The organism is Halobaculum rarum (assembly GCF_040025155.1).
Lineage (GTDB): Archaea > Halobacteriota > Halobacteria > Halobacteriales > Haloferacaceae > Halobaculum > Halobaculum rarum.
Genome location: NZ_CP157275.1, coordinates 1,269,502 through 1,291,958 on the forward strand (window position 1 = coordinate 1,269,502; position 22,457 = coordinate 1,291,958).

Here is a 22,457-nt window from a genome sequence, read left to right on the forward strand (position 1 = left end):
GTCGTGTGGAGGCGGACGCATGTGGCGCAGGAGAGCGGTCTCGGCTGCGGTCGCCTCCGTAGTCGCGACCCTCGCCGGCTGTAGCCGCGGTATCGGCGGCCAGCCCGACTCGGTCCCCGTCGAGGTCACGAACGCGAGCGACGCCGTCCGCGAGTACGGCCTGACGGTGACGACGGACGGTTCCCGAGATCCGCTGCTCTCGATGGAGGAGTCGCTGGAACCGGGAGCCCGGAGTACCGGGGAGTTTGAGGTCGCGGAACCGAACGCGACGTACACCGTCCGGATCACGATGGCCGGCGAGGAGTGGTCGGAGTCGATCGACGGGAGCGGGCTTCGGGCTGTCGACGTCGAGATCGAGGGGGAGGCGACGGTGGCAATCGTCGCGAGCGCGACGTAGCGGGGCCGACGCGAGCGCGGTCAGTCGACCAACGACTCCTTCTCCCGGCGCGACCGCTGTTTGATCGCGTACTCCCGGCTCATCGCCTCGGACTTCGAGTCGAACGCCTCGACGTGGACCAACTCGACGGGCGTCCGCCCGCGGGTGTACTTCGCGCCCTCGCCGGCGTCGTGCTCGGCGACTCGGCGGACCACGTCGGTCGTGTAGCCGGTGTACAGCGAACTGTCCGCACACTCGAGGACGTACACGTAGTGGTCGGCCGTCGGGACGGCGACGCCGTCGACGCTGTCGGGCCCCTCGACGCGTTCGGAGTCGTCGCCGACGCCGTCGCCGGTCGGATCTCGATCGCTCACGGGACGGGATTCGAGGCACGGGTGAAAAACTGACGCGGTGCGGCACGGCGCCGCCGGTCCCGAGTCCGCGGGGGAACGGGGGACGGATGGGTGGTGGCCGTCGCGGCGCGGTGAGGTGGTCGCGGCGCGGTTCAGTCGTCTGCGCGGGTCCGCTCTCGTGCCGCTTCGGCGATGCCCGCGTTCGCGGAGCAGGACGGGCACGCGTTCAGGTTCCCGCGTTCGTCGCTGAACACGCGGGCGAAGCGGTCGGATACGTGCGACCCGCAGTGGTCGCAGCGTGGCATGTGATCGACCGGCATCCACCGCTGCCGGTAACAGTCATACGGGAGCATGACACATATACCCTTTCACGGCTCACACGGCGGGCAGCGGCGTGCAGCGGCGCCGAATCGGCCGGTCAACGATCCGACTCGTTGGAGGAACCGTCGACGCCGAGCGCGATCAGGCCGGCCTGCGTCCCGGCGACGAAGCCGGCGTCGACGTTCACCACCGACAGCACGGTACACGACTGGAGCAGTCCCAACAGCGCCGCGACGCCGTCGCCGCCGACGCCGTACCCCGTCGACGTGGGCAGACCGATCACGGGCGCGCCGACCAGTCCGGCGACGAGCGTCGGGAGCGTCGCCTCCCGCCCGGCGGCGACGACGAGCACGTCGGCCGACCGGAGCGTGTCGATCTCGTCGAGGACGCGCGTGAGGTTCGCGACGCCCACGTCCTCGATCGTCTCGACGCGGGGGCCGGCCTCGCCGGCGACGACGGCCGCCTCGCGCGCGGCGTGGGCGTCGGCGGTGCCGCCGGAGACGACGACCACGTCGGCGTCGACGCCGGGCGGCTCGTAGTCGGCCGCGTGAACGACGACGGTGCGCGCACGGGCGTCCCGTTCGACCGTCGCCTCGGGGTGCTCCTGGTCCATGTAGGTGCGCACCTGCTCGGCGGCGTCGTCGTCCGCGCGCGTGACGAGCGCGCGCCCCGTCGAGTCGACGGCGGCGTCGGCCATCGCCGCCACCTCGGCGGGCGTCTTCCCCTCCGCGAGTATCCCCTCGGGGATCCCGCGGCGATGCTCACGTGCGGCGTCGAACCGGCCGGCCTCCGTGGTCGCGTAGCCGCGCAGCGCCGCCTCCGCCTGTGCGGGTGTGAGCTCGCCTGCGGCGACCGCCTCCAGCGTTTCGCGCATGCCCGCACCTGCGCGACGGAGCGACTCGAACCCTCCGACCGGGGACAGTATATAAACTCGGAGTCGGAAACCCCCGTGAGCGGCCGCGAGGGGCCCCGCCTCGCGGGTTAACTTGGGAAACCTTATAAGGAGGCATCGGGAAAACCCGGTTGCATGGCAGACCTCATCGTCAAGGCAGCCGTTAAGGAGTACCTCGAGGAGAAGAACGTCGCGTCCGATTTCTACGACGCACTCGACGGGGAAGTCGAGGAGCTGCTCGAGGACGCCGCCCGCCGCGCCGAGGAGAACGACCGGAAGACGGTCCAGCCGCGCGACCTGTAAACTCGGCCGACGTTCCTCCACTTCTTTCAGCGACCGCGTAGCCGCGGCGCCGTCGTGATCGGCCGCTCGTCGAGTCCCCCCTGACTGTCACAGCGACCGCCGAGTCACATCGCCGTCGTCGTCGCCGACGAACACCGCGTCGCCCATCCCGACGAACAGCCCGTGTTCGACGACGCCCGCGACCCCCGACAGCGTCCGTGCCAGCGACGCGGGCTCCTCGACGGCGCCGAAGTCGCAGTCGAACACGAGGTTTCCGTTGTCGGTGATCACCGGGCCGTCCTTGCGCTCTGCGGCCCGGAGCGAGGGGTCGCCGCCGGCGTCGCGGACCGCCCGCTCGACGCGGGCGAGCGCGTCCGGCAGCACCTCGACGGGCACCGGATATTCGAGCGGATCCGCGAGCTTCGAGTCGTCGGCGACGACGAGGAAGCGGTCGGCGGCCGACGCGACCACCTTCTCGCGGGCGTGGGCGGCGCCCCCGCCCTTCACGAGCGCGTTCGCCCCGAGGGCGACCTGATCGGCGCCGTCGATCGCGAGGTCGACTCGGGCCACGTCCGACAGCGACAGCAACGGGATCCCGACCTCCTTGGCGAGCGCCCGCGACTGGTAGGACGTGGCGACGCTCTCGATGTCGAGCCCCTCGGTCACCCGCTCCCCGAGGTCGCGGATCGCGTGTGCGGCCGTCGAGCCGGTACCGAGGCCGACCACGTCGCCGTCGCGAACCTCGGCGGCGGCCGCCTCACCGGCCGCACGCTTCGCCGCCTCCGTCCCCGCGGTGTTCTTCATGTCCGGGTGCTCCACCGGGGCGCGCAAAACGCTTGCCCGTCGAGACGGGCGCACGGCGCGTCCGCCCCGACGCGTGGCGCGCCGGGACGAAGACGTTAGGAGCGCCGGCGACGAGGGCAGGGTATGCACGTCGAGTTCGACCGCGACGTCTGCGTCGGGATGTACCAGTGTGTGGCCGAGTGGGACGCCTTCGAGACGGACAGGGACGCCGGGAAGGCGGCGCTCGTCGGCAGCGAGGAGACCGACGAGGACGTGTTCTCGCTGGAGGTACCGGATGGCGAGGAGCTGGACGCGAAGTTCGCCGCACGCACCTGTCCGGTCGACGCGATCCGACTGTACGACGACGACGGCGAGCAGCTGATCTGACGGGGACGGCGGCCGCAACCGCTCGACTGCGGACGGCACACGGTCTGTTTCTGGCACGCGGTTCGCCACGTCGCCCGGCTGGAACTGCTCGACCCGGATGCGCGCACGGTACTCGCCGCGGGCGGTCGCGCCGCGGCCCTCAGTCGGATCGGAGACGCTGCTCTCGGTGTCTCTCGTCGCCATCGCGGTGCTGACGCTGTCGCACGTCGCCGTCGTCACGTGGATAGACGCGCGACAGGGCGTCTGAGAGGGCCGTCCGGAAGGCCCCCGATAAGAAGCGGCCGTCCGCCCCCGAGCGATTGAGAACGCGAGAAACGATTATCAGGGATCCTCGTGTTGGCCCGACCGATGACATCCGACCGCTGTCACATCACGGAGTGGGCCGCGCTCCTCGAGGAGTCGGTGCCCGAGACGGCGTGCGACGAGCGTCGGCTCGAGTTCCGTCCGCGCGAGGAGCGCTGAGCCGGCCCTCCGGGTCGCGACGCGGCGGGTTTCACTTCCGCCGCGGTTCGCGAAGGTTTACCCCGCGTGAGGCGCAAGTGTGAGCGATGGCCGAGGCCGCCGCGGAGACCGAGTACGTCGATCATCCCCTGCTCGTCGAGGGGTTCATCGAGGACCGCCGCTACCAGACGGAGCTGGCGGCGACCGCCCGCGAGGGCCACACGCTCGTGTGCCTCCCGACCGGCCTCGGAAAGACGACCGTTTCGCTGCTCGTCACCGCCCACCGGCTGTACGAGACCGGGGGAAAGGCGCTGTTCCTGGCGCCGACGAAACCCCTTGTCCAGCAGCACGCGGACTTCTACCGCGAGGCGCTGGACATCGCCGACGAGGAGATAGTCGTGTTCACCGGGGAGGTCCGGCCCGACGACCGCGCCGAACTGTGGGAGAGCGCGAGCATCGTCATCGCCACCCCGCAGGTCGTCGAGAACGACCTCGTCGGCAACCGGATCTCGCTCGCGGACGTGACCCACCTGACGTTCGACGAGTGCCACCGCGCGAGCGGCGACTACGCGTACGTCTACATCGCCGAGCGCTACCACGCCGACGCCGAGCAGCCGCTCGTGACCGGGATGTCCGCCTCGCCCGGCGGCGACCGCGAGGAGATCACGGCGGTGTGTGAGAACCTCGGCATCGACCAAGTGGAGGTGATGACCGAGGACGACGCCGACGTGGGCGAGTACACCCACGACACCGACGTGCAGTGGGAGCGCATCGACCTCCCGGAGCCGATCGTCGAGATCCGCGACGCGCTCAACGAAGTGATCACGGACAGGCTGGAGAGCCTGAAGGAGTTGGGAGTCACGAACACCACCCAGCCGGACGTCTCCCAGAAGGACCTCAACAAGATGCGCGGGGAGCTCCAGCGCATGATGGACGGCGGTGATTCCGACGCCTACACCGGGATGTCGGTGCACGCGGAGGTGATGAAGCTCCGGCGGGCGGTCGAACTGGTCGAGACGCAAAGCGTGGAGGCGCTATGCCGGTACTTCGAGCGCCAGCGCAACGCCGCGCGCTCGTCGGGCGCCTCGAAGGCGAGCCAGCGGATGGTCTCCGAGCCAAAAGTGAGAGAGGCGATGCGCAAGGCCGAGAGCTTCGACGACCTTCACCCGAAGTTCCGGCGCACGCGGGTACTGCTCGCACAGACGCTCGGCATCGGCGGCGGCGAGCGCGTCATCGTGTTCACCGAGTCCAGGGACACCGCCGAGGCGCTCACCGAGTTCCTCTCTGCCTCCTTCGACACCCGACGGTTCGTCGGGCAGGGCGACAAGGAGGGCTCCGACGGGATGACGCAAAAGGAGCAACAGGAGACGCTCGACGCCTTCCGCGCCGGGGAGTTCGAGGTGCTCGTCTCCACCAGCGTCGCCGAGGAGGGGCTGGACGTGCCGGAGGTCGATCTGGTCCTGTTCTTCGAGCCGGTCCCGACAGCGATCCGCTCCATCCAGCGGAAGGGCCGGACCGGCCGGCAGGCGGAGGGCGAGGTGGTCGTTCTCCTCGCCAACGACACGCGCGACGAGGCGTTCTTCTGGATCTCGCGGCGCCGCGAGAAGGAGATGGAGAACGAACTGCGCGAACTGAAGGGCGTCGCCGACGAGTTGACGGACGAACTCGACGACGGACAGGCCGGGTTGGAGGAGTTCGAGGGCAAGGCCGAGAAAAGCGAGGCCTCGAACGGACAAGCGGGGAGTGAAACGACCCGCGAGACGGGCGATCGAAGCGCCAGCAGCGAAGACAGCGACGCCGGCACCGCGACCGCCTCGACGTCCGCGGTCGCCGCCACGAACGGCCAGCCCGGGTTGACGGACTTCGAGCCCGACGGCGACACGACCGAGAGCGACGACGAGGCGACGACAGACGACGCCAGCGACGCCGACGGCGACGAGAACGGACCCGACGCCGACGACGGCGTCGTCGCCACCGCCGGGACCGACGCCGACGGCACCGAGATCGTCATCGACCAGCGCGAGCTCGAGTCGACCATCGCGCGCGATCTCTCCACCCGCGAGGGGATCACCACCCGGCTGGAGACGCTGGAGGTCGGCGACTACGTGCTCTCCGACCGCGTCGCCGTCGAGCGAAAGTCGGTCGCGGACTTCCTCGACACGCTCGTCGGCGGCGACCGCTCGATGTTCGAACAGGTGAGAGACACCGCCCGCGCGTACGCCCGGCCCGTCGTGATCATCGAGGGCGAGGACCTCTACGGCGAGCGCAACGTCCACCCGAACGCCGTCCGTGGCGCGCTGTCGTCGCTGGCGATCGACTTCGACGCGAGCGTCCTTCGGACCGAGGACGAGGCCGACACTGCCGACCTGCTGGAGGTGATCGCCCGGCGCGAACAGGAGGAGAACGACCGCGAGGTGTCAGCGCACGGCGAGAAGGGCGCGAAGACGCTCGCCGAGCAACAGGAGTACGTCGTCTCGTCGATCGCGGACATCGGCCCCGTCACCTCGCGGGCGCTGCTGGAGCACTTCGGCACCGTCGAGGCAGTGATGTGCGCCCGCGAGGAGGACCTGCTGGAGGTGTCCGGCGTCGGGCAGGTGACCGCCGAGCGCATCCGCGAGGTCATCGGGAGCAACTACCCGGAGTGAACTGAGCGCTCCCGGGACGGCCGATCGCCGTCAGCGACGCAGCGCGGCGAGCGCGTCGGCCGCTTCACGGGCGGCTTCGAGATGCGCGGTCGCCGTCCGTGGATCGGTCGCGTCGCGGGCGGCCTCGGCGTGCTGCCGGAGTGTCGTCGCCAGCGCGTCGCCGGCGGCGGCGAGCGCGTCGTCTCCGGTGTCGGCGGCGGAAGTCGTGGCGGCCGCTCGGGTCGCGTCCGCCGGCTGCGGCGTCCCCGACTGTCGCGTCGGGTCCGCGGTCGATCGTGTCTCCGTGCCCGTGTAGTCGTGAGCGCCGGAGGCGTCGCCGGCGGTCGCATCGGCGGGGGCCGATCCGTCCGTCGGACCGGTCCGCGCCGTCGGATCTGTTTCCCCGGGTTCGGAGGCGGGGGCGGAGCCAACTTTCGGGTCGGGTGCGGTACCGGCTGCGGCATCCCTCTCGTCCGGTGCCGAGGCTCCCTCCTCCCGGGCCGCGGCGGCATCCTCGCTCGACCCGCCGTCGCCGCCGTCACACTCCGGACAGAACTCCTGTCCGTTCTGTCGGAAGACGGGCGACCCGCAGGCGTCGCAGTGGGAGTTCGTCATCGTCGCGCCCTTGAGCAGGAGTTCGCTCATCCGGCGGGTGGACTCACGCTTCTCCTCGTCGCGGGCGAACTTCTCGCGGAGCTTCTCCCGTTCGGCCTCCTTGTCGAAGCCGGAGTCGTCCTCGGCGGTGTCGCTCATGTCCGAGGGGTGGGCACGAGCGGCGAAAAAGTCAGCGACGGCCGCCGATGCGGCGGCGGCCCCGACCCCGCGAGCGGGCGTCGGTTCGTCCGCACCGCGGCACCCGTAGGTTCAAAGCCGATGAGGCGAAAGACCGTATGTGTCGACGACGGACGGCCACCTGCGCTTCTTCCCGTACGACGAGCCGTATCCGAACCAGGAGGAGGCGATGGACCGAATCTCCAACTCGCTGGAGCGCGGGCAGGACGTGCTGTTCGAGGGGGCGCCGGGGACCGGAAAGACCCTCTCGGCGCTCGTGCCCGCGCTGCAGCACGCCCGCGATCACGACCGCACCGTCGTCATCACGACGAACGTTCACCAGCAGATGCGGCAGTTCGTCGAGGACGCCCGCGCCATCCACGAGACCGAGCCCATCCGCGCGACGGTGTTCAAGGGGAAGTCGTCGATGTGTCACATCGACGTGGACTATCAGGAGTGCCAGACGCTCCGGGACACCACGCGCTCGCTCGTCGAGGACCAGTCCGACAAGGAGCAGTTGGAGCAACGGCTGGACGACCTCACCGACGAGATGCGCGAGGGGACAGAGGGCGCCGGCGAGAGCGGCGGTGCCGGAAACGCGGCCGAGGCCAGACAGGCCGTGCAAGAGGAGGTGGAGCGCCTCGACGAGGAGATCGACGACGAGGCCGCGAACACCTGCGACTACTACCTCCAGAACCTCACCGGCGACACGGGCGAGTTCTTCTCGTGGCTGTTCGACGACGTGCGTACGCCCGACGAGGTGTACGAATACGCCGGCAACCGCGGCTTCTGTGGCTACGAACTGTTGAAGGAGGGGATGGAGGAGGTCGAGCTCGTCGTCTGTAACTACCATCACCTGCTCGACCCGCAGATCAGAGAGCAGTTCTTCCGGTGGCTCGACCGCGACCCGAAGGACGTGATCACCGTCTTCGACGAGGCGCACAACGTCGAGGACGCCGCCCGCGACCACGCCTCGAAGACGCTCACCGAGAACACCCTGGAGTCGGCGCTCAACGAGTTGGAAGAGAGCGACGACTCCCGCGCGGAACCCGCCGAGAACGTCCTCCGGGCGTTCACCGAGGCGCTGCGGGACACCTACGAGGACACCCTCGGCTTCGGCGCGCGCGAGGGGATCGGCGAGAACTGGGAGGACGTGAGCATCGCGAACGATGACCGCCGCGACGACCTGACGCTCGCGTTCCTCGAGCGCTACGAGGGGAGCGGGATCCGCGCGGAGTGCGACCTCGCGCTCCAACTCGGCAAGCGACTGGACGAGGAGTACGAGGAGGCGTACCGCGAGGGCGAGACCACCACGAGACGCGAGTGTCAGACCCTTCAGGCCGCCGCGTTCGTCTCGGCGTGGATGGACGGCGGCGGCGAGTTGGGCCAGCATCCGGTCGTTTCCGTCCGACGGGACGCCGGCACCGACGAGGTGTACGGCCGCGCGGAGCTGTACACCTGCATCCCTCGGGAGGTGACCGCGGACCTGTTCGACGAGGTGTACGCGAGCGTCCTCATGTCCGCGACGCTTCGACCCTTCGACGTGACCGTGGACGTGCTCGGGCTATCGGACCCGGCGACGCTCGCGTACGGCATGGCGTACCCCGAGGCGAACCGCCGGACGTTCTCGGTGGCGACGCCCGCGCTGTTCGCCTCCGAGCGCGACGATCCCGCCACGCAGGAGACGATCGCGGCGACTCTCTCGGACGTCGTGCGGTTCACGCCCGGCAACAGCCTCCTGTTTTTCCCGTCGTACGCCGAGGCCGAACGCTACCACGAGTTGCTCTCGGGTGACCCGAACCTCGGCACGCTCCTGCTCGACGGCTCCGAGCCCGACACCGAGCAACTGCGCCGCCGGCTCGTCGAGGGCGATAGCTCGACCCTGTTCACCTCGCTGTGGGGCACCCTCGCGGAGGGCGTGAGCTTCGACGGCGACGACGCCCGGACGGTCGCGGTCGTCGGCGTGCCGTACCCGCATCTCTCCGAGCGGATGGAGGCGGTGCAGGACGCGTACGACCGCGCGTTCGCCGAGCGCTCTCGGGACGCCGGCTGGGAGTACGCCGTCGAGATCCCGACGGTCCGGAAGACGCGGCAGGCGCTCGGGCGGGTGATACGCTCGCCCGACGACTTCGGCGTGCGCGCGCTGCTGGACAAGCGCTACACGTCCGCCGACATGGGGAAGTACTCCGTGCGCGACACGTTCCCGCCGGAGGAGCGCGAGGAGCTGATCGACATCGGCCCGGAGAAGCTGAAGTTCGCGATGCTGAACTTCTTCACCGACCACGCGGCCTACGACGGGGAGCCGCCGGAGCCGTAGCGGGTCGCGAGAACGAGAACGACGCGTGGACGACTACTCCAACAGCTCCACCAGCAGCCCCTTCTGCGCGTGCATCCGGTTTTCCGCCTGTTCCCACACGAGCGAGCGCTCCGACTCCAGCACCGCCTCGGTCACCTCCTCCCCGCGGTGGGCGGGCAGGCAGTGCATGAACGCCGCGTCGGTGCCGTCGAGGAGTTCCTCGTTCACTTGGTACCCCTCGAAGTCGGGGAGCTTCACCTCGCGGAGGTCCTCCTCCCCCATGCTCACCCACACGTCGGTGTAGACCACGTCCGCGTCGGCGACGGCCTCCTCGGGGGTGTCGACGGCCACGGGTTCGGTACCCAGCTCGGCACAGCGCTCGTACACGTCGTCGCCGAGGCCGTAGCCGTCGGGCGTGGCGACCGTGAGATCGAGGCCGGCGAGCGCTGCCCCGACGGCGAACGAGCGCCCGACGTTGTTGCCGTCGCCGACCCACGCCGCCTGCACCTCCGAGAGGTCGCCGACCGACTCGCGGATCGTGAGCAGGTCCGCCAGCGTCTGGCAGGGGTGGGCGTCGTCGGTGAGCCCGTTGATCACCGGCACGTCCGCGTACTCCGCGAGTATCTCGGCGTTCTCGTGGGCGAACGTCCGCACCATGATAGCGTCGGCGTAGCCGCCGAGCGCGCGGGCGGTGTCCTTCAGCGGCTCGCCGTGGCCGAGCTGGATCGCCTCGGGACCGAGGAACATCGCGTGGCCGCCGAGTTGGGTCATCCCCGTCTCGAAGCTCGCGCGCGTCCGAGTCGAGGGCTTCTCGAACAGCATCGCCAGCGTCGTCCGCGGGAGCTGCGTGAGGTCCTTGCCCGCCTTCAGATCGGAGGCGCGCGCGAGGACGCCCGCGAGTTGGTCGGTCGTCAGGTCGTCGATGTCGAGGAAGTCGCTCGGGAACTCCTCGGGTTCGTCGGTTGCTGTCGATGTCGTGTGAGTGCTCATCGTGATCGTTGGTCGTGGGGTGGGTGTCGGGTGTGGTGAGTCGGTGTCGTGTGACGGTGCGTGAGAACGGGAGCGGGCGACGGTCGGGGCCGCCGGGTCCGCCGTGAGTCAGTCGTCCGTTCGGCCTCGCAATCGTCGGCCTGCGTCGACCAACACCTCGACGGCGCAGTCGAACTCCGCGAGGGGAAGCCGTTCGTCGGGCGCGTGATCCAGCGAGGAGTCGCCGGGGCCGTACGTCGCCATCGGCACGTCCCACGCGCCGGCGAAGATGTTCACGTCGGCGGTTCCGGTCTTGCGGAGCAGGCGAGGGTCGCCGCCCGCACGGCGGATCCCCCCGCGGATGGCCGTCGCAACGGGATCTCGGGGGTTTCCCATCACGGGCGGGATCGGCTCGTTCCAGTGGACCGTCCCGGCCTCCAACTCGGCGTCGGCGCGCTCGCGGACGTCCTCGGGGTCGAGCGACGGGGGGACGCGGAACTGCACGTCCATCGTCGCCTCCATCGAGAGCCCGTCGTCGGAGAGCCCGCCCTCGATATCGACGGGCTTGGTCGTCACCTGCTCGAAGACGGCCCCGTAGTCGTAGTAGTCGAACGCGTCCTCGACGCGCCGCCACCAGTGCATCGCGTGTTCGACCGCGTTGGGGTCCGGCCGGGAGGTGTGTCCCGACTCGCTGGTCGCGACGTAGGTGCCCGAGATGAGGCCGCGGTAGCCGAGCGTCACGGCGTCCCAGCCGGACGGCTCGCCGTTGATCACCGCCTCGGGCGCGCCGCGGGTCTCGACGAGGTGGCGCGCGCCGCGCGAATCCGTCTCCTCGCCGGTCACGCCGACGAAGGAGACGCCCGTCTCGACGGCCGCGACGGCCATCGCCGCCAGCGAACCGGTCGCGTCGACGCTGCCGCGACCCCACAGCACGAGGCCGTCGGCGCCCAACTCCTCGTCGCCGTCGGCGATCTCGACCGGGATATCGCCCGGGACGGTGTCGACGTGGGAGGTGAGCAGCAGCGAGTCGTCGCCGGGCGCGCGGACGTTCCCCACCTCGTCCGTGTACGCTTCGCGGCCGTGGTCCTCGAAGAACTCCACGAGAACCGCCGCGGCGTCGGCCTCCTCGCCCGAGACCGACGGGGTCGACACCAGGTCGTACAGCAGTCGGCGTCCCTCGGTGTCGAGCGCCTCCGTCGGGTCCAGCGGGTTCGACACCGCCATCATCCGGACACCTCGGACGCGGTCACGAGGGTCGGTACTGCCATCACAGCACCTCCGTCAGGGCGTCGACGACCTCGCGAGCGTGGCCCTCGTTGATCACCAGCGGCGGGAGCAGCCGGAGCACCGAACGCCCCGCCGGCAGCGCGAGGATCTGATGCTCCAGCGCCAACTCGCGCAGGTAGCGGTTCGCCCCGCGCTTCACCTCGATGCCGATCATCAGGCCCTCGCCGCGCACCTCGCGCACGGGGAGGTCGTGCTCCGCGACCGCCTCTTCTAGTTGGGTGGTAAGGTAGTCGCCGACCATCGCCGCGTGGCCGGGCACGTCGTTGGCGACCAGTTCCTCGAGGGTCGCGTTGGCCGCGGCGGCGACGACCGGGTTGCCCGAGAACGTCGAGCCGTGGCTGGCGGCGCCGTCGGCGATCCAGTCGGCACACAGCGTCGCCCCCAGCGGGAGGCCGGAGGCGACGCCCTTCGCCGTCGTGAGGATATCGGGGTGGACGCCCGCGCCCTCGCAGGCCCACAGGTCGCCCGTGCGGCCCATCCCCGTCTGGATCTCGTCGAACACCAGCGCCGCGCCGGCGTCCTCGGTCAGGTCGCGCGCGGATTGCAGGTACTCGGAGTCCGCGGGATTGATCCCGCCCTCCCCCTGCACGGGTTCGAGGAACACCGCGGCCGTCTCGTCGTCGACGGCCTCGGCGAGCGCCTCGCTGTCGCCGTAGTCGACGAACTCGACGCCGCCGGCGACGGGCTCGAAGGGGGCGCGGTACTTCTTCTTCCACGTCATCGCCAGCGCGCCCAGCGTCCGGCCGTGGAAGCCGCGCTTCGTGGCGACGATCTTCTCGCGGCCGGTGGCCGAGCGCGCGAACTTCATCGCCGCCTCGTTCGCCTCCGTGCCGGAGTTACAGGGCCACACCTTCGAGATGTCGCCGGGGGCGACCGCGCCGAGGCGCTCGTACAGCTCCGTGCGGGCGCCGTTCGGGTACGACGCCTGCACGTACAGCAGTTCGGCCGCCTGCTCTTGCACCGCGTCGACCACGGCGGGCGGGCAGTGACCCAGCGGCGTGCACGCGTAGCTGGCGCCGAAGTCGAGGTACTCGGTGCCGTCGTCGGCGGTGAGATGGACGCCCTCGCCGGACTCGATCTGGATGGGTTTCTCGGAGAAGACGAACCCCTCGCCCGCGCCGTTCAGGTCCTCGAAGGCGGTCATCCGTCCACCTCCGTGTCGGCGACGGCGTCCCCCTGCTCAGCGATCGCCGACCGCTCGATGCGCGTCCCCGCCCCGTCGAGAGCGGCGACGATGGGATCGCGGACGTTCGCGTCGGCGACGGTCACCGCGCTGGCGCCGGATTCGAGCGCCTCGGTCGCCGCCATCACCTTCCGGGTCATGAACCCCTCGGCGGCGGCGGCCAGCGCGTCGTACTCCTCGCTCGTCGCGACCGACTCGATGAGGGTGTCGGGGTCGTCCGGGTCCGCGTACACACCCGACACGTCCGTGAGGACGACCAATTCGGCGCCGAGCACGCCCGCGACCGCCGCGGCCGCGCGGTCGGCGTCGGTGTTCACCGGAGTTCCCTCGCTCTCGGACTCCATACCGAACATCGGCGGGGACACGACCGGCGTGTACCCGTCCGCGAGCAGGGTGTCGAGCAGGTCGGCATTCACCTGCTTCGGCGTGCCCGAGTGGTCGCCGCGTTTGATCTTCCTCTTGCCGTCTTCGACGACGCGAACGGCGGACTTGCGCGGGCCGGTCAGCAGTCCGCCGTCGACGCCCGAGAGGCCGACCGCGTCGACGCCGGCGTTCTTCATCGCGGCGACGAGGTCCGTGTTCACCCCCCCGGCCATCGCCATCGTGAACGCCTCCATCGTCTCCGCGTCGGTGAAGCGGCCGGTGACCCCCGAGGGCGTCTCGACGTACTCCGACTCGATCCCGAGCCGGTCGAGCAGGTCGTCGACGGCGGTCGAGCCGCCGTGGACGACGACCACGCTGCGCCCGTTGGCGACGAGATGTGCCACGTCGCCGACGGCGCCCGCGGGGTCGACCGCGCGCGCGCCGCCGAGCTTCACGACGACCGGAGGAACGTCGCCCGAGCCGTCGGTCAGCGGCGTCGATCCGAAGCCGGTCACGGTGCGCCCACGGGGTGGAGCCCCTGGAACTCCAGACCGGCGGTCTCCTCGAGCCCGAGCGCGACGTTGGCGGCGTGGACCGCCTGCCCCGCCGCGCCCTTCATCACGTTGTCGATGGCCGAGAACGCGACCACGCGACCGTTTTCGGGGTCGAGCTCGAAGCCAACCTCGGCGTGGTTCGTCCCGGCCACGGCCTTCGGCTCGGGGTAGCGGTACACGCCGCCGCCGCCCGCGACGAGGCGGACGAACGGCTCGTCGTCGTACGCCTCGCGGTAGGCGCCCCACAGGTCGCCCGTGGTGACGCGCTCGCTCGGGAAGGCGTGACACGTCGCCGCCGCCCCGCGGGTCATGTCGACCGCGTGGACGGTGAATGAGAGGGAGAGACCCAGCTCCTGCTGGATCTCCGCCTCGTGGCGGTGCCCGGTCGGCGCGTACGGGCGCACGACGCCCGAGCGCTCCGGGTGGCTGGAGGCGGCGCCGCCGCCGGCGCCGCCCTCCGAGGAGCCGACCTTCAGGTCCGCGACCACCTGATCGTCGGGCGTGACGATCCCGGCGTCGACCAGCGGCTTCAGCGCCAGCATCGTCGCCGTCGCGTTGCAGCCGCCGGAGGCGATGAGGTCCGCGCCCTCCAGTTTCTCGCGTCCCAACTCGGGGAGCGCATACGCCGCGTCCGCGAGGTGCTCGGGCGCGACGTGGCCGTCGTACCACTCGTCGTAGTCGGCCTCCTCGCTGAGGCGGAAGTCCGCCGAGAGGTCGACCACCGTGCCCGCGGCGTCGCGGAAGGCGTCGATGTGCTCCATCGAGACGCCGTGGGGGGTCGACGCGAACAGCACGTCAACCGAGTCCAACTCCTCCGGCGAGGAGAAGCGCACGTCGACGCCGCGGAGGTTCGGGTGGACGTAGCCGAGCGTCTTGTTCTCGTATTCGCGGCTGGTCGCCTGCACGAGTTCGAAATCGGGGTGGCCGGTCAGCAGGCGGCACAGTTCGCCGCCCGCGAAGCCGGAGGCGCCGACGACGGAGGCGGTGAGTTTCTCGCTCACGCCGTCATCACGGCTTCGTTCGCCGTCTCAGCCTTCAGTTCGAGCCAGTCGACGACCGCCGCCGGCACGTCGACGTCGCTCGCCTCGTTCAGCGCCTTGAACTCGACGGTGTGGTTCACCTCGTGGACGGTGTACTCGCCGTCCTTCGTCTCCATCAGGTCGACACCCAAGAGACCGCCGCCGACGGCGTCGCTCGCCTTCCTCACCAGCTCTTTCGCCTCGTCGTCCAGCTCGAACGTGGCCGTCTCGCCGCCCTTCGCGGCGTTGGTGAGCCAGTGTTCGGAGGAGCGCGTCATCGCGGCGACCGGCTCGCCGTCGCACGCCAGCACGCGGATGTCGCGGCCGGGCTTGTCGACGTACTCCTGCACGTAGAACACCTTGTGCTCATAGTGCCCGAGCGTCGCCTTGTGTTCGAGAACGGCCTCGGCGGCGTTCTCGGTGTCGAGCTTGGCCATCAGCCTGCCCCACGAGCCGACGACCGGCTTGATCACGCAGGGGTAGCCGAACTCCTTGATGGACTGCATGGCCGCCTCCTTCGTGAACGTCACCTCCGTCGCCGGCGTCGGGACGCCCGCGGACTCCAGCGCGAGGCTGTTCTTCACCTTGTCCGCACAGACCGCCGCGGTCTCGGGACTGTTGATCACCGGGACGCCGTACGCCGAGAGGAACCGCGTGGCGTACAGCGACCGAGAGGTCGCGAGACAGCGGTCGATCACCAGATCGCAGTCGGCGATCTCGGCGGTCGTCTCGTTCAGGCCGAACCGCTGCTTGCGCACGTCGATCTTGGCGACCTCGTGGCCGCGGTCGCGAAGCTCCGACAGGAGGAGCTTCTCGTCCTTGCGGATCCGGGAGTAGAGCAGGCCGAGCTTCATCTCACTCCCCCCAGTCCTCTTCGAGCTCCGGGGCTCGATCGAGGACCGGCGGGGAGACGTCGACGACCTCCAACTCCGCTCCGCACGTTTCACAGTCGACGATCTCTCCGACCTCCAGGTCGTCGTGCAGGGTCACCGTTCCCCCGCACTCGACGCATTCGGATTCGGTCATGGTGTACTCCTCTCTATCGGGGAAGGCACCTTTAATCCGTCGATTCTGTCAGCGAAAATTATTGTCGGAGTCGTCGCTATCGAGCGGGAGCGGACGAGTCGGCGCGGATCTCGAATCCGATGTTCGAAATCTGAGTAGTGTAGGCCCCGAGGGGGGCCGGCGGGGCCACCGCCGCCGGCGGTCGCGGGGCGACGGCCGGGACCGGTCGGGGTCGGGCCCCCGGTCGCGGTCGGCCGCCCCGCGGTCGTCGCGGCGGTCGTGGAAGTCGTGGGAGTCGCGGAAGCCGGCCGACCGCCGGAGCGGCCGCTCGCAGTCGGGCGAGCGGTCGTCTCGCGGCTTCGCCGCTCGACTGTCCGAGGCGCTTCGCGCCTCGCATTCGTCGGGTCGTCGGGCGTCCGGTCATGAGTGGGGTCGTGGTCGGTCGTCGGTCAGACGTACGGTTCGACCGCATCGGCCAAGTCCGTTTCGGCGGCCGCCAGCGCGTCGCGGCGGGCGTCGACGGCGGCCTCGTGGTCGTCGTAGGTCTCGGTCATGCGCGCGAGGGAGTCGGCCACGGCGTCGGGTGCCGGGCCGCCGCGCGACGCTCGGGAGCCGACGCTCCCGACGGGGTCGAGCGTGGCGTCGAGGTCCTCGCGGCTCACGTGTTCGTATAGGGACTCCCCAAGTACCTCCTGTGCGGCCGCGTCAAGATTTGCAGCGAGCGTCTCCGGGTCGGCGTCGGCGGGCGAGGTCGCGGCGGCGGCCGCGACGACCTCGTGAGCCGTCCGGAACGGGATCCCCGCCGCCGCCAGCGCGTCGGCGACGCCCGTGGCCGTCGAGAAGCCCGCGCCCGCGTCGGCCGCGCACGACTCCGCGTCCCAGTCGCCGGTCGCGACCGCGCCGGCGACGACCTCGGTCGCCTCGGTCGCGTCGTCGACGGCGTCCCACGCGTGCGGCGTCGCGCGCTGGAGGTCGCGGTTGTACGCCCGCGGCAACCCCTTCAGCGTCGTGAGCAGTCCGGTCAGGTCGCCCGACACGTCGCCCGTGACCGCGCGGGCCAACTCCAGCGTGTCCGGGTTCACCTTCTGGGGCATGATCGACGACGTTGACGCGTAGTCGTCCGAGGGGAGGAAGTAGCCGTCCTTGGCGTGCTCGATCAGGTCCGCGGCGAGCCCCGACAGCGTCGCCGTCAGGTTCGCCAGCGCGGCGGTCCCCTCAACGAGGAAGTCACGCGCGGAGGCTGCGTCCGTCGAGTTCTCGACGATGCCGTCGAACCCGAGCAGGTCGGCGGTGCGCTCGCGGTCGATGTCGAAGGTGGTGCCGCCGAACGCCGCGCCGCCCAGCGGCGACTCGTTCGTCCGGTCGAACGCCGCGAGCAGCCGAGCGGTGTCGCGCTCGACCGCACCCGCGTACGACGACAGGAAGTGCCCGACGGTGACGGGCTGGGCGTACTGCCGGTGGGTGAACCCCGGCATGACCGTGTCGGCGTGTTCGGCGGCCGCGTCCAGCAGCGCCTCACGCAGCGCCAGCGTCGCCTCGGCGGCCGCCAGCAGGTCCGCGCGGTAGCGGTAGCGGATGCAGGCGGCGACCTCGTCGTTGCGCGAGCGCGCGGTGTGCATCTTTCCACCGACGGCGCCGACCTCGGCGACGACCGCCGACTCGATCGCCTCGTGCACGTCCTCGCCGTCGGGGAGCGCGCTGTGGCCAGCCGCCTCGACGGCGGCGAGCCCGGAGAGGATCTCGCCGGCCTCGTCGTCGCCGACGATCCCTTGCTCCACGAGCATGACCGTGTGCGCGCGGTCGACGGCGAGGTCGGCCGCGAAGATGCGCTCGTCGGCCGCGAGGCTCGACATGAAGCCGCGGGCCGGGCCCCCGGCGAAGCGGTCGCGCCGGACGACCGTCTCGGTGTCCGCCTCGGCGTCGCCGGGCTCGGCCTCGCTCTCGCCGGTGTCAGTCATCTACTCGTCGGCCTCACCGGATTCGTCCTCGCCGCTGCCATCGGCCGCCAGCGTCTCCCCGCCCTCGCCGGCCTTCACGTTCTCGAGGACCTTGTTCGCGAGGCGCTCCTGGAAGCCGTGGTACTTCGCGACGCCCGTCGCGTCGGCCTGCTCGATGCCGTCGACCGTCTCCGTGTTGAACGAGGCGGCCGACTCGGAGTAGACGCCGTACTCGGAGTCGCGGGCGACGGGGCGGCACTGGCCGCCCTGCAGTTTGACGGTGACCGTCCCGGTGACCTTCTCCTGGCCGGCGTCGAGGTAGCCCTCCAGGGAGTTCACGAGCGGGGAGTTCACGAGGCCCTTGTACCCCTGCTGGGCCCACTGGTCGTCGATCTGTTGCTTGAAGTCGCGCTCGGACTTCGTGAACACGAGCTGTTCGAGCGCCTCGTGGGCCGTCAGGAGGACGGTCGCCGCGGGGTGCTCGTAGTTCTCGCGCACCTTCAGCCCGAGCATGCGGTCCTCCATCATGTCCGTGCGGCCGACGCCGTAGGCGCCCGCGATCTCGTTCAGCTCCTCGATGAGCGAGACCGAGTCGACCGTCTCCCCGTTCAGCGTCACCGGGTAGCCCATCTCGAAGCCGATCTCCACCAGCTCCTCGCCGTCGACCTCGCCGGGCGTCGTCGTCCAGTCGTAGATGTCCTCCGGCGGGACGTACGTCGGGTCCTCGAGGTCGTCGCCCTCGACCGAGCGCGACCAGAGGTTCGTGTCGATCGACCACGCGCCCTCGTTGCCGCCCTCGACGGGGAGGTTCTTCTCGTCGGCGTACTCGATCTCCCACTCGCGGGTGAGGCCGAGTTCGCGCACCGGCGCGATGACCTCCTTGTCGGAGGCGCGCCAGACGGTCTCGAAGCGCAGTTGGTCGTTACCCTTCCCCGTGCAGCCGTGGGCGAGGGCGTCGCAGTCGTGCTCCTCGGCCACGTCGAGGATGGCCTCGGCGATCACCGGACGCGCGAGCGCCGTCCCGAGCGGATAGCCCTGATACGTCGCGTTCGCGCGCACGGAGTCGAAACACAGCTCCGCGAACTCCGTCTTCGCGTCGACGACGTAGTGCTCCAAGTCGAGCGCCTCGGCCGTCTCCGCGGCCTCGTCGAACTCCTCCTCGGGCTGGCCCACGTCGACGGTGACGCCGACGACCTCGTCGTAGCCGTACTCCTCCTCGAGGAGCGGGACGCAGACGGTCGTGTCGAGTCCACCGCTGAATGCGAGCGCAACGCGTTTCGTCATACCTCACGCTCGCACGTCGACACCCATAAATTCGGCGTTTGTAAACTTTGAAAATTAATCGCGGACTGCACGCTACCCGGAGGAAGGCGAGCGGATCGAGTCGATGAGGAGTGGTGTTGGTGGGCCTAGCGGCCCGGTCGTCGCGGCGCGGAGGCTCGGTTCCGGGCCGCGGCACCGCGGACGCGTCGCTCGAATGAGGCGCGAACGTGAGCGACGGCGTCCGCTGTCATACACGGTGATACACCCTCGATCGGTAAAAACGGTACCGGTCCGGCGAAGGTTGCGACACGGGGCGATGACGGACCCTGGCGACGGACGTGGCACGACGCCGCGGAGTGACTGTGCACTGGTGCCGTATCCCGCCGTATTGGCGAAGCGAACCCGTTTTCCCCGGCGGCGCCGGAGTTTCGGGCATGACAACTGGGACGCTGCGGCTCGCAACCCGCGGCTCCGACCTCGCGCTCCGACAGGCGGCTGGCGTCCGAGACGAACTCTCGACGCGCCGCCGCGACGTGGAGCTGGTCGAGGTCGAGACGCGCGGCGACCGACTCGACGAGGACCTCATCACCGAACTCGGCCGCACCGGCGCGTTCGTGCGCGCGCTCGACGAACACGTGCTCGCAGGCGAGGTCGACGCCGCGGTCCACTCACTGAAGGACATGCCCACCGAGATGCCAGACGGCCTCGTCGTCGCGGCCGTCGGCGAGCGCGCCCCCGCCGGCGACGCGCTCGTCACCCGCGAGGGCGGCGACCTCGCCGACCTCCCCCGCGGCTCGGTCGTCGGGACCTCGTCGCTGCGGCGGAAAGCGCAGGTGCTCGCCGAGCGCCCCGACCTGGAGGTTCGCCCGCTTCGCGGCAACGTCGACACGCGGCTCCAGAAACTGATCGCGCCCGACCTGCAGGCCGAACACGAGGCCCGCGTCGAGGCGGAGGCCGACCACAAGGGCGACCCCGGCGCACGCGAAGAGGACCGCGAGTACGAGCGCACCGTCGAGGAGTGGTTCGACGACCTCACCGAGTTCCAGCGCGGGGCGATGGAACACGACCTGGACCACGAGTACGACGCCATCGTGCTCGCGGAGGCGGGCCTCCGGCGCTCGGACCTGTTCTACCGCGACGAGTACGAGGTCGAGCGCCTCGACCGCGCGGACCACGTTCCCGCGCCCGGCCAGGGCGCCGTCGCCGTCACCGCCAGCGACCCTGACGTGATCGAGACGATCCGGTCGGCGATGGACCACGAGCCGACCCGTGTCGCCACCAGCGTCGAGCGTACGGTCCTCGCCGAGTTGGGCGGCGGCTGTATCGCCCCGATCGGCGTCAACGCGCTCGTCCAGGGCGAGCACGTCAGCGCTCGCGTCCGGGTGCTGTCGGCCGACGGCGACACCCAAGTGGCGGCGACGCGCGACCTCCCGCTGCGCACCTACCGCGAGGCCGCCGCCGAGTTCGCCGCGTCCCTGCGCGAGCAGGGCGCCGCCGAACTCATCGAGGCCGCGAAGCGTGCCGCGGACACGGAGACGGCCAAGCGCGCGGAGGAGGACGATGACGACGACGGCTCCGCCGGCGACGACGCCGCGGAGGCCGTGGAGGAGTAGATGTCCGCCGACACAGACGCCGACGCGGACGAAGCCGACGGCGCCGAGGGGTTCGTCTCGCTGGTCGGCTCAGGTCCCGGCGACCCCGAACTGCTCACCGTGAAGGCGCGCAGACTCCTCGACGAGGCGGACGTGGTCCTCCACGACAAACTCCCCGGCCCCGAGATCCTCGGGTCCATCCCCGAGGACAACCGCGAGGACGTGGGCAAGCGCGCGGGCGGCGAGCGCACCAGCCAGGAGTACACGAACGACCGGCTCGTCGAACTCGCGGAGGCCGGTAAGCACGTGGTCCGGCTGAAGGGCGGCGACCCGTTCGTATTCGGGCGCGGCGGGGAGGAGGCCGAACACCTCGCCGCGAACGGCGTTCCCTTCGAGGTCGTTCCCGGCGTCACCTCGCCCATCGCCGCGCCGGGCGTCGCGGGCATCCCGGTCACTCACCGAGACCACGCCTCCTCCGTCTCGTTCGTCACAGGTCACGAGGATCCGACGAAGGACGAATCGGCCGTGGACTGGGGGGCGCTCGCGGCCACCGGCGGCACCATCGTCGTCCTGATGGGCGTCGGGAAGCTGCCGCTGTACACCGCGGAACTGCTCGACGCCGGGATGGCCCCCGGCACGCCCGTCGCGCTCGTCGAGCGCGGCACCTGGCCCGACATGCGCGTCGCGACCGGCACGCTCGCCGACATCGTCGACGTGCGTGACGAGGCGGGGATCGAACCGCCCGCGATCACCGTGATCGGCGAGGTCGCCGGCGCGCGCGAGCGAGTGGTCGAGTTCCTCCGGGGCCGCGGCGACGCCGCCGCGACCGCGGACGTCGATGCTGGCCCCGCCGACACCGGAGGTGACGACGTATGAGCGGCGAGGGCGACAGCGGAGGCGACGACGACGGCGCCGACCGCCCCCTCGTCGCGGTGTTCCGTCCCGACGACGAGCGCCTCTCGACGGCGGTCGAGACGCTCGGCGCGCTCGGGGTCGACGCCCTCCCGGACCCGATGCTGGAGATCCGTCCGACCGGCGCGGTGCCGGAGGGTGCCGACTGGATCGTGTTCACCTCGAAGACGGGCGTCGAACTCGCGGACGAGGCCGGCTGGTCCCCCGCCGACGCCGGCGGCGACGGGCGAGACGGAGCAGCCACCGAGGACCGTGGCGGCCCCGCGATCGCGTGTATCGGCTCTTCGACCGCCGAGGCCGTCCGAGAGGCCGGGTGGCCGGTCGATCTGATCCCGAACGAGTACTCCTCGACGGGCCTCGTCGCCGCGTTCGACGCGCTGGGCGTCGACGGCGTCCGTATCGAGGTCGCCCGGTCGGACCACGGGAGTCAGGTACTGCTCGACGGCCTCCGCGACGCCGGCGCGACCGTCCACGAGACGGTGCTGTACGAACTCGTCCGACCGGAGGGGAGCGGCGACTCGGCCGAGGCGGCCGCCCGAGGCGACCTCGCGGGCGCGTGCTTCACTTCCTCGCTCACGGTCGAACACTTCCTCGACGCCGCCGACGAGCGGGGCGTCCGCGACGAGGCGCTCGCGGGGCTGGACGACGCCGTCGTCGGCTGTATCGGTCACCCGACCCGCGAGACGGCCGAATCACACGGCGTCGCCGTCGACGTAGTGCCCGCGGAGGCGACGTTCGAGGCGCTCGCGGAGTCGGTCGTCGCCGAGTTGGACGCCTGATCGGCCCGCGGCGGCTACCGGACCGGATCGAGCGCACGGATCGCCGTTTTTCACGCCGAATCGGGAAG

The 22,457-nt window shown here is 70.7% G+C and carries 23 protein-coding genes; 9 read left to right on the plus strand and 14 right to left on the minus strand.

Annotated features, from left to right (window positions below):
* Positions 1-19: 19 nt before the first annotated feature.
* Positions 20-397, plus strand: a complete 378-nt coding sequence (locus ABJD39_RS06730; RefSeq protein WP_348613313.1) for a hypothetical protein — start codon at positions 20-22, stop codon at positions 395-397.
* A 20-nt stretch (positions 398-417) separates the two neighbouring features.
* On the opposite strand, the gene ABJD39_RS06735 is transcribed toward ABJD39_RS06730, so the two are convergent.
* The 3 genes from ABJD39_RS06735 to larB form a co-directional block, all read right to left on the minus strand.
* Positions 418-645, minus strand: coding sequence for a GIY-YIG nuclease family protein (locus ABJD39_RS06735; RefSeq protein WP_348613721.1), 228 nt, complete (start codon positions 643-645; stop codon positions 418-420).
* 236 nt (positions 646-881) lie between these two features.
* Positions 882-1,034, minus strand: a complete 153-nt coding sequence (locus tag ABJD39_RS06740; protein ID WP_348613315.1) for a DUF7563 family protein — start codon at positions 1,032-1,034, stop codon at positions 882-884.
* A gap of 113 nt (positions 1,035-1,147) precedes the next feature.
* Positions 1,148-1,924, minus strand: coding sequence for a nickel pincer cofactor biosynthesis protein LarB (gene larB / locus ABJD39_RS06745; RefSeq protein ID WP_348613317.1), 777 nt, complete (start codon positions 1,922-1,924; stop codon positions 1,148-1,150).
* Positions 1,925-2,077: 153 nt separating this feature from the next.
* Between larB and ABJD39_RS06750 the strand changes: the two genes are divergently transcribed.
* The gene (locus ABJD39_RS06750; protein WP_073308856.1) at positions 2,078-2,245 is read left to right on the plus strand and encodes a DUF1931 domain-containing protein; all 168 of its coding nucleotides are present in this window, start codon (positions 2,078-2,080) and stop codon (positions 2,243-2,245) included.
* An 87-nt stretch (positions 2,246-2,332) separates the two neighbouring features.
* Here ABJD39_RS06750 and rpiA read toward each other — a convergent pair whose 3' ends face one another.
* The gene (rpiA, locus tag ABJD39_RS06755; RefSeq protein ID WP_348613320.1) at positions 2,333-3,028 is read right to left on the minus strand and encodes a ribose-5-phosphate isomerase RpiA; all 696 of its coding nucleotides are present in this window, start codon (positions 3,026-3,028) and stop codon (positions 2,333-2,335) included.
* Between the two features lie 123 nt (positions 3,029-3,151).
* Between rpiA and ABJD39_RS06760 the strand changes: the two genes are divergently transcribed.
* From ABJD39_RS06760 to ABJD39_RS06770, 3 genes are all read left to right on the plus strand, one after another.
* The gene (locus tag ABJD39_RS06760) at positions 3,152-3,394 is read left to right on the plus strand and encodes a ferredoxin (protein WP_348613322.1); all 243 of its coding nucleotides are present in this window, start codon (positions 3,152-3,154) and stop codon (positions 3,392-3,394) included.
* Positions 3,395-3,491: 97 nt separating this feature from the next.
* The gene (locus ABJD39_RS06765; protein WP_348613324.1) at positions 3,492-3,641 is read left to right on the plus strand and encodes a hypothetical protein; all 150 of its coding nucleotides are present in this window, start codon (positions 3,492-3,494) and stop codon (positions 3,639-3,641) included.
* Positions 3,642-3,942: 301 nt separating this feature from the next.
* Positions 3,943-6,480 carry a DEAD/DEAH box helicase gene (locus tag ABJD39_RS06770; RefSeq protein WP_348613326.1) on the plus strand — a complete coding sequence of 846 codons (2,538 nt, stop codon included), beginning with the start codon at positions 3,943-3,945 and terminating at the stop codon, positions 6,478-6,480.
* Positions 6,481-6,510: 30 nt separating this feature from the next.
* Here ABJD39_RS06770 and ABJD39_RS06775 read toward each other — a convergent pair whose 3' ends face one another.
* Positions 6,511-7,212 (minus strand): Sjogren's syndrome/scleroderma autoantigen 1 family protein, encoded by a 702-nt coding sequence (locus tag ABJD39_RS06775; protein ID WP_348613328.1) that lies wholly within the window; start codon positions 7,210-7,212, stop codon positions 6,511-6,513.
* 139 nt (positions 7,213-7,351) lie between these two features.
* On the opposite strand from ABJD39_RS06775, the gene ABJD39_RS06780 reads away from it, so the two are divergent.
* Entirely contained in the window at positions 7,352-9,547 is a 2,196-nt protein-coding gene (locus ABJD39_RS06780) for an ATP-dependent DNA helicase (protein ID WP_348613330.1), read from the plus strand.
* Between the two features lie 33 nt (positions 9,548-9,580).
* Here the strand turns inward: ABJD39_RS06780 and argF are convergent, their stop codons facing one another.
* The 9 genes from argF to ABJD39_RS06825 form a co-directional block, all read right to left on the minus strand.
* A complete protein-coding gene (gene argF / locus ABJD39_RS06785; protein ID WP_348613332.1) occupies positions 9,581-10,516 on the minus strand; it encodes an ornithine carbamoyltransferase in 936 nt (311 codons plus the stop codon).
* 108 nt (positions 10,517-10,624) lie between these two features.
* A complete protein-coding gene (locus tag ABJD39_RS06790) occupies positions 10,625-11,722 on the minus strand; it encodes a [LysW]-lysine hydrolase (protein WP_348613334.1) in 1,098 nt (365 codons plus the stop codon).
* 40 nt (positions 11,723-11,762) lie between these two features.
* Complete coding sequence (locus tag ABJD39_RS06795) at positions 11,763-12,926, minus strand: aspartate aminotransferase family protein (RefSeq protein ID WP_348613336.1); 1,164 nt, start codon at positions 12,924-12,926, stop codon at positions 11,763-11,765.
* On the minus strand, positions 12,923-13,843 hold the full coding sequence (locus ABJD39_RS06800) for an acetylglutamate/acetylaminoadipate kinase (protein WP_348613338.1): 921 nt from the start codon (positions 13,841-13,843) through the stop codon (positions 12,923-12,925). Before ABJD39_RS06800 ends, ABJD39_RS06795 begins: the two co-directional genes overlap by 4 nt.
* Complete coding sequence (gene argC, locus ABJD39_RS06805) at positions 13,840-14,883, minus strand: N-acetyl-gamma-glutamyl-phosphate reductase (protein ID WP_348613340.1); 1,044 nt, start codon at positions 14,881-14,883, stop codon at positions 13,840-13,842. The genes ABJD39_RS06800 and argC overlap by 4 nt, the downstream gene beginning before the upstream one ends.
* Positions 14,880-15,755 carry a lysine biosynthesis protein LysX gene (lysX, locus tag ABJD39_RS06810; RefSeq protein WP_348613342.1) on the minus strand — a complete coding sequence of 292 codons (876 nt, stop codon included), beginning with the start codon at positions 15,753-15,755 and terminating at the stop codon, positions 14,880-14,882. Before lysX ends, argC begins: the two co-directional genes overlap by 4 nt.
* A 1-nt stretch (position 15,756) precedes the next feature.
* A complete protein-coding gene (gene lysW / locus ABJD39_RS06815) occupies positions 15,757-15,927 on the minus strand; it encodes a lysine biosynthesis protein LysW (RefSeq protein ID WP_348613344.1) in 171 nt (56 codons plus the stop codon).
* Between the two features lie 428 nt (positions 15,928-16,355).
* On the minus strand, positions 16,356-17,864 hold the full coding sequence (gene argH, locus ABJD39_RS06820) for an argininosuccinate lyase (RefSeq protein WP_348613346.1): 1,509 nt from the start codon (positions 17,862-17,864) through the stop codon (positions 16,356-16,358).
* Positions 17,865-19,127 carry an argininosuccinate synthase gene (locus ABJD39_RS06825; RefSeq protein ID WP_348613348.1) on the minus strand — a complete coding sequence of 421 codons (1,263 nt, stop codon included), beginning with the start codon at positions 19,125-19,127 and terminating at the stop codon, positions 17,865-17,867.
* 413 nt (positions 19,128-19,540) lie between these two features.
* On the opposite strand from ABJD39_RS06825, the gene hemC reads away from it, so the two are divergent.
* The 3 genes from hemC to ABJD39_RS06840 are packed head-to-tail and all read left to right on the plus strand — an operon-like array spanning position 19,541 to position 22,389.
* Positions 19,541-20,719 (plus strand): hydroxymethylbilane synthase, encoded by a 1,179-nt coding sequence (hemC, locus tag ABJD39_RS06830; RefSeq protein ID WP_348613350.1) that lies wholly within the window; start codon positions 19,541-19,543, stop codon positions 20,717-20,719.
* The gene (gene cobA / locus ABJD39_RS06835) at positions 20,720-21,574 is read left to right on the plus strand and encodes a uroporphyrinogen-III C-methyltransferase (RefSeq protein ID WP_348613352.1); all 855 of its coding nucleotides are present in this window, start codon (positions 20,720-20,722) and stop codon (positions 21,572-21,574) included.
* Complete coding sequence (locus ABJD39_RS06840) at positions 21,571-22,389, plus strand: uroporphyrinogen-III synthase (RefSeq protein ID WP_348613354.1); 819 nt, start codon at positions 21,571-21,573, stop codon at positions 22,387-22,389. Before cobA ends, ABJD39_RS06840 begins: the two co-directional genes overlap by 4 nt.
* Positions 22,390-22,457 lie beyond the last annotated feature (68 nt).